General features: G+C 35.4%; 8 protein-coding genes. 1 reads left to right on the top strand and 7 read right to left on the bottom strand.

Annotation, left to right across the window (positions count from 1 at the left end; translation table 11 throughout):
* Nucleotides 1–3 precede the first annotated feature (3 nt).
* From FNJ88_RS05755 to lon, 7 genes are all read right to left on the bottom strand, one after another.
* The gene (locus FNJ88_RS05755) at nt 4–1272 is read right to left on the bottom strand and encodes an exopolysaccharide biosynthesis polyprenyl glycosylphosphotransferase (protein WP_262711467.1); all 1269 of its coding nucleotides are present in this window, start codon (nt 1270–1272) and stop codon (nt 4–6) included.
* A gap of 123 nt (nt 1273–1395) precedes the next feature.
* A complete protein-coding gene (locus tag FNJ88_RS05750; protein WP_185145861.1) occupies nt 1396–2028 on the bottom strand; it encodes a 7-carboxy-7-deazaguanine synthase QueE in 633 nt (210 codons plus the stop codon).
* Nucleotides 2021–2905 (bottom strand): bifunctional 5,10-methylenetetrahydrofolate dehydrogenase/5,10-methenyltetrahydrofolate cyclohydrolase, encoded by an 885-nt coding sequence (locus FNJ88_RS05745; protein WP_143852270.1) that lies wholly within the window; start codon nt 2903–2905, stop codon nt 2021–2023. The genes FNJ88_RS05750 and FNJ88_RS05745 overlap by 8 nt, the downstream gene beginning before the upstream one ends.
* An 18-nt stretch (nt 2906–2923) precedes the next feature.
* Nucleotides 2924–4564, bottom strand: a complete 1641-nt coding sequence (pgi, locus tag FNJ88_RS05740; protein WP_143852269.1) for a glucose-6-phosphate isomerase — start codon at nt 4562–4564, stop codon at nt 2924–2926.
* A gap of 256 nt (nt 4565–4820) precedes the next feature.
* Nucleotides 4821–5735 (bottom strand): DUF4349 domain-containing protein, encoded by a 915-nt coding sequence (locus tag FNJ88_RS05735; protein WP_143852268.1) that lies wholly within the window; start codon nt 5733–5735, stop codon nt 4821–4823.
* 130 nt (nt 5736–5865) lie between these two features.
* Nucleotides 5866–6975, bottom strand: coding sequence for an AI-2E family transporter (locus FNJ88_RS05730; protein WP_143852267.1), 1110 nt, complete (start codon nt 6973–6975; stop codon nt 5866–5868).
* 78 nt (nt 6976–7053) lie between these two features.
* Nucleotides 7054–9456, bottom strand: a complete 2403-nt coding sequence (gene lon, locus FNJ88_RS05725) for an endopeptidase La (RefSeq protein WP_143852266.1) — start codon at nt 9454–9456, stop codon at nt 7054–7056.
* 236 nt (nt 9457–9692) lie between these two features.
* Between lon and FNJ88_RS05720 the strand changes: the two genes are divergently transcribed.
* Nucleotides 9693–11837, top strand: a complete 2145-nt coding sequence (locus tag FNJ88_RS05720; protein ID WP_143852265.1) for a peptidylprolyl isomerase — start codon at nt 9693–9695, stop codon at nt 11835–11837.
* Nucleotides 11838–11861: the final 24 nt, after the last annotated feature.

Below are 11861 nucleotides of genomic sequence, written 5' to 3'. Positions count from 1 at the left end.
TTTTTAATAGGCATTCTTATCTCCACCGATTACGAGAAATATTGTTTTAAAAATAATAACGAGATCTAAACTTATGGTCCAGTTTTTCACATAAAAAGCATCTGCTAAAATCCTTTTTTGCATCTCAAGATCCATGTTTCCCCCATCACCACGTAAACCGTTTACTTGGGCTAAACCAGTAATGCCAGGTTTTACTAAACTTCTCACAGAATAACGACCTATCTTTAATTTGTAAATGTGATCCACTAAAAGCATATGTGGTCGAGGTCCAACAATGGACATCTCCCCTCGAAAAACATTTAGAAATTGTGGCATTTCATCCAGACTGGTTTTTCTTAAAAATCTTCCAATCTTAGTTATTCGGGGGTCATTTTCTTGGGTCGTAAAGTTAGTGTCTCCATTAATGTACATTGTCCTAAATTTTAGACAATTAAAAACTTCATCATGAAATCCATATCTCCTTTGCCGAAACACTACTGGTCCTTTGCTATCCAGTTTAATTAAAAGAGCGATCATTGGGAAAAGCCAAGTACCAATAGCAATAAGAACGATCAAAGAAAAAGCGACATCAAAAACCCTCTTCAAGAATATATTGATCATATGGTCTAATGGAAATTGAGATCTCACCAGGATCGGTTGAGTCTCAATGTAATCTAGATCATATTGAAAAAAGTTATTAGCGATCATGTTTGGAATAAGAGATATTCGAACCTGGTGAAGATCAGCAAGTTTATAAACTTCTGTTTCTTTGTCATGTTGATCAGAGGAGAGAAACATGGTGTGTATTCCATTCTCTTTCCAAAAAGCAACTAATTTTTGAGAATCGTAACCATTTTCAACTGGATATTTGTAAATTTTAAATCCATAATCTTTCCTTTCCTCTAAAATGTTTTTAAGAATTTCCGCAGACGAATCATTGGACAGAAACATCATATTTCTGTAATTAAGTCCTATTGTTCTGATATACTTTAAAGAAACAAACAAAATAGATTTTACGACTAACAGCAGTAAAAATAGATTTAAAGCGATATAGAACTGATCATTTTTCAGAAAATTATTATTGCTCACCTTCGCTAAAAGAGCGATTCCGAAAATAAAAATAAAAATATGAGTAACTACGCGCTCGAGATAGATAGTATACGTAATATTTCGGGCAACAGAATATAGTTTTGTCCTACTACTGAGTAAAATCCAAAAGAAAGTTAGCAGGGCAATAGAGAGTATATTTTGTTCCCAAATAACTTCCGATAAAATCAGTTTGTTATTTTTCATAAAAAAATATACGAAGACGGCCGATATCACAATAACATCGATGACAATAAAAATGGTTTTAAAATATCTTGAATACCGGATCTTTTGCATACTATTTTCTTGATCTTGTAAATGTGGTTCTATTTACGGGATATTCAAATATTTATGGGTTTGCACAGATGCCTGCCATTTCGGATTTGCTAGGATAAAATCGGTAATTTTCGGATACATTTCTTCTCGTTTGCTCCATTCACTTTGTAAGTAGAGAACGCAGTCTTCCGATACTTTACTGGCTTGCTCTTCGGCAAACTTGAAATCGCTGTTATTAAAAATAATCATTTTCAATTCGCTAGCTCTCTTATAAATTGCTGGTTTAGGCAAACCTGTTTTCTTCGGAGAGAGCGTTATCCAATCTAATGTTCCGCTCATTTCATAAGCACCGGAAGTTTCGATATGGATTTCGCAGCCAAGTTCTTTTAACTTATGTGTTAAGAGGTCTAGATTCCACATCAACGGCTCTCCACCGGTCAAAACTATGGTTTTGCAATATTTCGCTGCAGTTTCTGCAATTTCTTCTGTGTTCATGAGCGGGTGTAAATTCGGATCCCAGCTTTCTTTTACATCACACCAGTGACAGCCGACATCGCAACCACCAAGACGTATGAAGTAAGCGGCTTTTCCGGTATGTGCACCTTCGCCTTGCAAGGTGTAAAAATGCTCCATAACGGGGAGCATTTTACCTTGTTGTAATAAAATATTTTCTTCTTCTTTAATCATTATATACGGAAGTTTTATATGCCAGAAGGGTATTCTTCATAAGCATTGCTCTGGTCATTGGCCCCACACCGCCCGGGACGGGAGTGATCCAACTTGCTTTATCTTTGCAACTTTCAAAATCTACATCTCCAACGAGTGTATATCCTTTTGGGGATTGATCTTCTACGCGCGTAATTCCTACATCTATGATGATTGCACCCTCTTTAATCATATTTGATTTAAGGAAGTTTGGATCACCTAATGCAGTTATGACAATGTCTGCATTTTTTGTAAATTCTTCGATATGTGGCGTGTAAGAGTGCGTTAAAGTAACGGTTGAATTTCCAGGAAAATCTTTTCTTCCCATTAAGATACTCATCGGCTTTCCTACGATTCTACTTCTCCCAATGATCACGCAGTGTTTACCTTTTGTATCGATTTCATATCTTTCCAATAAAGTAAGAATCCCGAATGGAGTTGCTGGTAAAAAAGTATCCATCTCCAAGGCCATTTTTCCAAAATTTTCAGGATGGAATCCATCCACATCTTTTCTTGGGTCAATTGCCATGATTATTTTCTCCTGGTCAATTTGTTTAGGCAAGGGTAATTGTACGATAAAACCATCCACTCCTTTAGACTTATTCAGTTCATCAATTTTTTCTAAAAGTTCGGCTTCTGAAACAGTACTTGGGAATTCAACGAGTGAGGATTTAAAACCTACCTGCTCACAATCTTTTATTTTGTTGTTGACATAAGTCATGCTTGCCCCATTTTTACCAACCAAAATTGCTACCAAATGCGGTGGTCTTCTTTTCTGATCGACAATTTTAACTACCTCAAGGCGAATTTCTTCTTTGATTTCTTTGGAAACTTTTAGTCCGTCTAAAATTTGTGCCATTTTTATATTACTTTAATTTTATTTCTGCTGTTGATAATAACTGAGTAAGCCGTTCGTAGAAGAATCATGAAGGCTTTTCTGTTCTGAGTTCTTTAACTCACTTAAGATTTTCCCTGCCAGAATTTTTCCTAATTCCACTCCAAATTGATCAAAACTGAAGATATTCCAGATAACCCCCTGTACAAAGATTTTATGCTCATAAAGTGCGATTAATTGTCCTAATGAGAAGGGAGTCAATTCATTAAAAAACAAGGAGTTTGTTGGAGTATTTCCGTGGAATATTTTATAATTGGTCAATTTTTCAATTTCTTGTTTTGAAAGGCCATCTTTTTCTAGCTCCTCCCGAACTTCTTCTTTGGTTTTTCCAAATGCTAAAGCTTCTGTTTGCGCAAAAAAATTAGCTAATAATATTTCTTGATGATCAGATAATTTATTAGAAGATTTTAAATACGCGATAAAATCAGCGGGAATTAACTCAGTACCTTGATGAATGAGTTGATAAAAAGCATGCTGCCCATTAGTTCCAGATTCACCCCAAATGATGGGTCCTGTTTCATAGTCTACAAATTCGCCATTTCGGTCAACGGATTTTCCGTTGCTTTCCATATCCCCTTGTTGCAGATATGCTGGAAAACGATTCAGGTATTGAGAGTAAGGTAGAATCGCATAGGTTTCTGCACCGAAAAAATTACGATACCAAATTCCTGTTAGTGCCATTACTACGGGAATATTTTCTTTAAAATCGGTATTTTGAAAATGGACATCAGTTTCGTGGGCTCCCTTTAGCAACTGTTCAAAGTTTTCATATCCAATTGCAAGAACAATGCTTAGACCAATCGCACTCCAAAGGGAATATCGACCACCTACCCAATCCCAAAATTCAAAAATATGTTCGTCTGCAATTCCAAAATCTTTCACCGCTTCTCTATTCGTTGATAATGCAACGAAATGCTTAGAAACACTTTCTTTACTGCCTTCTTTTAAAAACCACGCTTTAGCAGATTCTGCATTAGTCATTGTTTCCTGTGTTGTAAAAGTTTTGGATGCAATAATAAAAAGCGTTGTTGCAGGATTTAGGTCTTTTAGCACTTCTACAATTTGATTGCCATCAACGTTAGAAACGAAGTGGATATTTAATCGGGTTTTAAAATGTTTCAGTGCAGAGCAAACCATTACAGGTCCTAAATCAGATCCTCCGATTCCAATATTCACAACATCTGTAATTGGTTGTCCCGAAAATCCCGTATGGTGTCCAGAAATGACTTTTTCTGAGAACGTTTTCATTTGGTTTAAAACCTTTTTTATTGAAGGTTTTATATTTTGCCCATCTACGAACATCTCTTTGTCTGAAAAATCTCTTAAAGCAGTGTGTAAAACTGCTCGTCCTTCAGTTTTATTGATTTTCTCTCCCGAAAACATTGCCTCAATTGCGGATTTAAGCTGGCATTCATTAGCTAAATCTTGTAATAAGTTAAATGTTTTCTGGTCCAATAAATTTTTAGAAAAATCAAAAAGATATTCAGGTCTCTTAATCGAAAACTGCTCAAAACGCGTAGGATTATCTTTAAATAATGTACGAAGGTCGAACTCATTTTGACCAAAATGCTCTTTCAGATTTTTCCAAGCTGTTGTGTGGGTGGGATTTATCGTAGGAAACATTTTAAAATCTTTTTAAGAGAATTAATTTAAGATTCAGAATCCTGACAAATTTACGGAAAAATAAAACCTCCGAAAAATTTCCAGAGGTTCATTAAGTTACAACTTGATCAAGTAAGCTATGTAATACCTAACCAAATAGATAAGCTGCTTTCTGTAAAGCGTTTGCTCTGAGTGAACGATAGCTTGTGCAAAAAGATAATTGTTAAGGCCAAATTTCTAAAATGAGTGATCGTTCTCGTGATTGTAAAGTAGGTAATCAGTCATTTTTCTCTGTGAATTTTACAATACCTTTCGATTTAGATCTTCTGTAAAATATTGTAGCTATAATGCCAATCACAATCAACGGCCAGACTTTCAATAAACCAAGCATTATTTTTTGGATGAGGTAAAAACCTTCTATTACATTGTTTTTTGCATCGTATAAAAAATTATTTTTATACTGGTTGTCTAAGTTTTGGGCATTAGTAACTGCAATTTGTGTGATCCTTAGCTGCGGTTCTTTTAAAGAAATGTGAACATTGCTGTATTTTAATTGATCTTGCATTTCGAAAGAAGTTATTTTTTGATGGTTCCCTTCGCTATCATTATCATCAGTCAAAATTACTTTCGCTTTATCATGATTAAGTTTCGTGATGTTGCTTCCGGTTTTTGCAACTCTAACCTCTTCTAATTTTGCAAATTTTATGTTAGCGGTCACATCTTCGGCTAAGATAACGCGTGAATTTAAAAATACTTTTTTATCATTGATCAGTTGCAGAAAATCGCCCAGTTTTTCAGTTGGAACTCGAACTTCCATATCATTTTCTGTCTGAAATTTTCGGACCAGCATCGCATTTTCATCGGAAATAGCGAAGGTTTCTTCGGAAATAGTTTGTGAATGTAATTGGCTTTTAGTGACAAATCCACCTAGATTTTTTAATGATTTTTCAATAAAAACAGTTGCGTCATAAACATCTTTTACTTCCATGTTTACTTCTGCGGATTTGATGAATTGTTTGTCTTTTACTTGTAGAGAAGCAACTGTGGAAATACTATCTGAAATCTCGGCAGTTGTTGTTTGATCGATTGCATTAACTTGGTCATAGGTTGCCGAACCTTCCGTTTTATTACAGGAAAAGATGGTGCCTAACATAAGCGATCCAAGTAAGATGGAGAAATTTTGCGTTTTCATAACGGTGTTTTTTATTGATTAATAGAATCAAATGTCCGTATGAATCGTTTGTAAAGTTTGTAAATACGTGTTATAGTTCTTGTAAAACGATTTTTCAATTTAAGAAATTGATAATAAGTGCTTTATGTAGTTACTCTTTTTCTTCAAGTGTGATATTCTTCGTGATTTTATACTTTTTACGGCGTTTAATGATCTTAGTATCTTCTCCTAAAACTTTGCCCCAGGGTTGTAAACCTTCCACACGTTCGAATATAATTTTCAAAATGGCTAAAAAAGGAATACTTAAAAACATTCCGGAAATTCCCCATAATTCTTCACCAATTAATAGTCCTATGAAAGTAAACAATGCATTAATTTTCACCTTAGATCCCACGACAAGCGGAAGTGTAATGTTGGCATCTATTGTGTGAATTACAAGATATCCTACTAGTACCAGCAGCGTGTGATTTCCACCAGTTGCAAACGAAATTAAACATGCAATCAAACCAGAAAAGATAATGCCGATATACGGAATTACATTGAGTAACCCGGTTAATACTGCAAGAAGAATGGCATATTTTACACCTAAGACGGAAAGTAATATACTTGTTAAGATGCTCACAATAATAATCTGTATGAATAAACCAGAAATATAGTCTTTGATTATTTTTTGAATTTCCATAATGCCCTCGTTCACTTTTTCAAAATGTTCATTACGGAAAATTGAAATAACGAACTGGTACAGAACACGGCGATAATTAAGAATAAAGATAAAAAATAGCGCACTGAAAATGAAAAATGCCATCGTTGAGGAAAACATAGAAACAGTGAACCCTAAGATAACTGCGGTAGATGAAAGAAGTTTCTCTAACCCCTGGTTGATATAGTCCATTTGGCTATTCATATTCAAATGAAAGTTTCTGGAAACCCAAATCTGGAGATCATTAAAAGATTTTGTTACCTGCGCTTTCAACACCGGAAAGTCATTTACAAAATCACTCATTTGTGTTGAAAAGAAGTAAACGAGTCCGAAAAGAAACATCAACATGACGAATAGAGAAGAAAATGTTGAAATGGTTCTGGAGAAACGCAACTTTCTTTCTAAAAAATTTGTAAACGGTAGAAATAAAAGTGCCATCAAGGCAGCAAAAAATAACGGCGCCAAAACACCCTTGCCTATTTTTGCTAAGTATCCCAAAGCTAAGATACTTACGAGTATCAAAGCTAAGCGAAGAACAAATGGTAATTTTATTTCTTTCATAATACAAAGTAAAGCAAAAAGAGGTTTTCAATACAAAAAAAACGCTTCAAAAAATTGAAGCGTTTTTATAATTAAATTTTATTCCAGTGCCAGATCGATGACTTCACTCATTCGCTGCACATAATTAACCTTCAGAGTTTTAAGGTAATCCTTTTTTATTTCCTCTACATCTTTTCGATTTGCTTCACATAAGATAATCTCCTTAATTCCCGCTCTTGCAGCGGCCAGAAGTTTTTCTTTTATTCCTCCTACAGGAAGAACTTTTCCTCTCAAAGTAATTTCCCCGGTCATTGCCAAATGCGATTTTACTTTTTTATTTTTAAAACTTGATACAATAGAAGTCAGCATTGCAATTCCGGCTGAAGGACCATCTTTCGGGGTTGCTCCTTCCGGAACGTGGACGTGAATATTATATTTCTGAATGTCTTCTGCCGAAATCCCTAGTTCCTCGTGTTTGGCTTTAATATATTCTACCGCAATCGTTGCAGATTCTTTCATTACATTTCCCAGATTTCCAGTCATGGTCAGATTTCCTTTGCCTTCACTTAATATGCTTTCAATGAAAAGAATATCTCCGCCAACTTGAGTCCAAGCTAAACCAGTAACCACACCAGGAACACTTGTAATTTCTGAGAAATTTTTTGGACGGGGAACTCCAATAATTTCATCAACTTTTTCAACCGTGATTTTAGGGTTGTATGGCTTTTCCATTGCGGTTTGTAATGCTACCCATCTTGCGATAGACGCAATTTGTTTTTCTAACCCTCGAACGCCACTTTCTGAAGTGTGTGCATCAACAATATGCTTAAGTTCGGCATTGCCCAGTTTGAAAGCTTTCGCTTCTAAACCATTTTCTTCCAGTTGTTTTTTAATTAAATGTCGTTTCGCAATCTCTACTTTTTCCTCTAAAGTGTAGCCTGCGATTTCGATAATCTCCATACGATCAAGAAGTGGTCTTTGTACTTCTGTAAGAGAGTTTGCAGTAGCGATAAACATCACTTTCGACAGGTCATAGCCTAATTCTAAAAAGTTATCATAGAAGGAATTATTTTGTTCGGGATCAAGAACCTCTAGTAATGCAGAACTTGGGTCGCCGTGAATTCCCTGTCCAATTTTATCAATTTCATCTAAAACAATAACTGGATTTGAGGTGCCTGATTTTTTAATAGACTGTAAAATTCGCCCTGCCATAGCACCAATATAGGTTTTTCGGTGTCCTCGTATCTCTGATTCATCATGAAGCCCACCTAAGGAAACGCGAACGTATTTTCTGCCCAGTGCATCAGCAACGGATTTTCCCAAAGATGTTTTTCCAACACCAGGAGGGCCAACTAAGCATAAAATCGGAGATTTCATATTGTTTTTTAATTTTAGAACCGCCATATGTTCCAGAATTCTCTTTTTGATATCTTCTAAACCATAGTGAGCTTTATCTAAAACTTTTTCGGCTTTTATAATGTCAAATACATCTTTTGAGTATTTACCCCAAGGTAAATCGGTGAAAAAATCTAAATAATTCCGCTGTACATTATAATCTGGAGAGTTTGGATTTTGCCGTTGCAGACGATTAATTTCTTTGGTGAAATGATCTTCTACCTCGGGATTCCATTTTATTTTTTTAGCTTTTTCCAGTAATTCTTCAACATCAGATTCTGGCCCACCACCTAGCTCTTCCTGAATAGTCCGAATTTGTTGGTTGAGGAAATATTCTTTCTGCTGTTTGTCGAGGTCTTTAGAGGTTTTTTGATGGATCTGACTTCTTAATTCCAGTTTTCGGAATTCATCATGCATTAATGTGTAGCATTTCTCAGCACGAATCATCAAGCTTTTTTCTTCAAGAAGCTTTTGCTTTTGATTCGATAAAAAGTTGGCATTGGAACAAATGAAGTTCAACAGGTCTTCATGATCGCTTATGTTTTTAATAGCAAAACTTGCTGCATTAGGGATGTTTGGATCGATGTCGATGATTTTTAACGCCAGATCTTTAATGTTTTCTAATAAAGCCTCATACTCTTCTTTCTTTTTTGTTCCAACATCTTTAAGCTTCGTAATTTCTGCTTTAAAATAAGGTCGAGAATCTGTAAAACCTTTAATTTTAAAACGTTGGAAGCCTCTTGTAATAGCGGTTATATTACCTTCTGGCAATTTAATGATTTTAATAATCTTCGCAATCGTACCAATTTGAAATAAATCGTTTTCCGTGGGATTTTCAATACTGGAATTGTTTTGGCTGAGAATCCCTATAAATTCATTGTTTTTTTGAGCTTCCTCCAGTAGTTTAATCGACATTTCCCTTCCTGCTGTAATCGGTATAATTACCTTGGGAAACATCACCATATTCCTCACTGGAAGAATAGGAAAAATTTTTTGCTCGTTATTAACATCTTCATTGGTAAAGTCCTCAATGTTTATTTCTTCCGCTACCATGCTGAATCCGTCTTCTAATATTTCGTCAAAGTTCATGTCTTCTAATTCTGTCATAATATAGTTGAATGACAATTTGTCATTTTTTTTAAAGGATAATCAATTTTATGGTACAATCTCCCGAGAAAGTACTACTTATAGAAAGGCTTGTCTAATTTGACAAGCATTGTGCCACTTGAAAATTTAGACAAAATTGCCATAGCCAAAGCTTGATGGCTAAATAAGTAGTCAATTTTTTTTCTAATCTGTTAAAAATGTGTATTTTCGCAAACTGATAAAATTATACAAAAACGATGGCAATTTTAGGAGAAATTAGAAACAGACCTTGGCTTTTAATGGGAATTATCGCAGTAGCAATGCTTGCATTTGTGGTAAACCCTGATAGTCTCGAAAAATTATTCGGGGCGGAACCGAGTGTTTATGGAAAAGTAAATGGTGACGAAATTTCGAAAGAAGATTTTGATGATCAGCTTTTCATACTTCAGCAGCAAGCCCAGCAGCAGGGACAGCCAACAAAAGGTTTGGAGGAACAGGCATGGCAAATGTTGATCCAGTCTAAATTGATCAAACAACAGTTTGAGAAAATGGGACTTACCTTAACAGAAGATATGTTTTGGAATCAATTGCAGTTCGATCCTATGTTTGCTCAGAACAAAGATAATTTTGACGAAAAAGGAAATTTCAAAGTACAGGAAATCAAGAAGCAAGTCGAAGAATTGAAAGGGACTAATGTAGAAATGTATAACAATTGGATGAAAACCAGAAAAGCTATTGAATATAGAATGATGGCCCGTCAGCTTTTTGCTAATGTAACAACAGGTGTTACGGTTAGCAAAAAAGAAGTTGAAGAAATCCTCAAACAAAGAGATCAAGTAGCAGATATCGACTTTGTGAAAATTGATTATGATGCATATGCTAAAAAGAATCCGATTAAAGTAACGACGAAAGACTTAGCGGATTATGTAAAAGCGCATCCAATCATGTTTAAAAGAGATGCGAGCAGAAATCTTGGTCTGGTATTTTTTCCAGCTGCACCAAGTGCGGACGACGAAGCAGCAGCACAGAAGGAAATTAATAAATTATTTACAACGGGAAGTGATTTAAGTGAAAACGAAAGTTTCCAGACGACAAAGAATGACTCGATGTTCATTGCGTTGAATTCGGATCTACCTTACAATCCTCAATATTTTGCAGCGAATCAACTTCCTCCGTCTATTAAAGATAAGGTTTTAGGTGCAGCTGTCGGGACGACTTTCGGACCATACAAAGAGCAGAATTATTTAGTAGTTTCAAAACTTTTAGATAAAAAACCATCTGATTCTACACTTTCCCGTCATATTTTAGTGACTTACAAAGGAAATCAAGCTGGTGAGAAAGAAACCAGAACAAAAGAGGCAGCTAAAAAATTAGCAGACTCAATTGGGAATGTTATTAAAGCTGATCCATCGAAATTTACAGAATTTTTGAAATATTCGGCGGATCCTAACTCAGCAGCACAAGGCGGAAGTGTTGGTTGGACGACTCCGGAAACTCCTTTTGTTCCTGAGTATTTAAACTTTCTAGCAACAAATGGTAAAGGAGCCACTTCAGTTGTTGAAACTCAATTTGGATACCACGTTATCAATATTGAAGACAAAAAAGCGGGAGCAATGACTTATAAGGTTGCTAACTTAGTGAAAGCAGTTAAGCCTTCTGATAAAACTGAAAATGAAATTTACACCAAAGCAACCAAGTTTATTCAACAGGTTCAAGGTAAGAGTTTCAACGATTTTGCAAATATTGCAAAGAAAAACAATTACAACTTCACTAATCCGAAAGAGATTGGTCGTTTCCAAGGTCAAATTCCTGGATTAGGAACTGACAAGGATGAGGAAGTAATCGCGTGGGCGTTTAACAAGAAAACTAAAAAAGGAGATACTGATATATTTGCAGTAGAAGGGACAGGTGATCGTATCGTCGCTTTTGTAAACGGTATTCAGGATGCAGGAACAGCTGATCCGGAATCAGTAAGAGAGCAAATTGAACCGATTATTAAGAATAAATTATTAGCAAAACAAATAGCTGATAAAATAACTGCTGCAAAAGCAACCAGTTTAGATCAGGTTGCAAAAATGTTCGGCGTTACTAAACAGTCTGCAAAGGTTAATTTATTAAATCCACAAGTAAATGGTGCGATGGAGCCTAGAGTGAGTGGAGCAGCTTTCGGAGTAGCAAAAAACAAACTTTCTAATCCTGTTGAGGGAATGACTGGTGTTTATGTTGTCCTTAAGAAATCTGAAACAATTAATAAGCAACCTGGAGATGTCAAGCAAATGACAGATGCAATTGCAGGACAAAATTCTCAGCAGTTCGGTCAGGCATTTTTGAAAAGCTTACAGGACAACGCAAAAATCAAAGATCACAGAATTGAAATTTATAATCAATCTGCACAGCAGTAATTGCTTAATTACAACCTTATAAAA

The sequence above is a fragment of the Chryseobacterium sp. SNU WT5 genome, assembly GCF_007362475.1.
Lineage (GTDB): Bacteria > Bacteroidota > Bacteroidia > Flavobacteriales > Weeksellaceae > Kaistella.
Note: the sequence above shows the minus strand (reverse complement) of the source record. Positions and strands in the feature narration are given on the sequence as shown.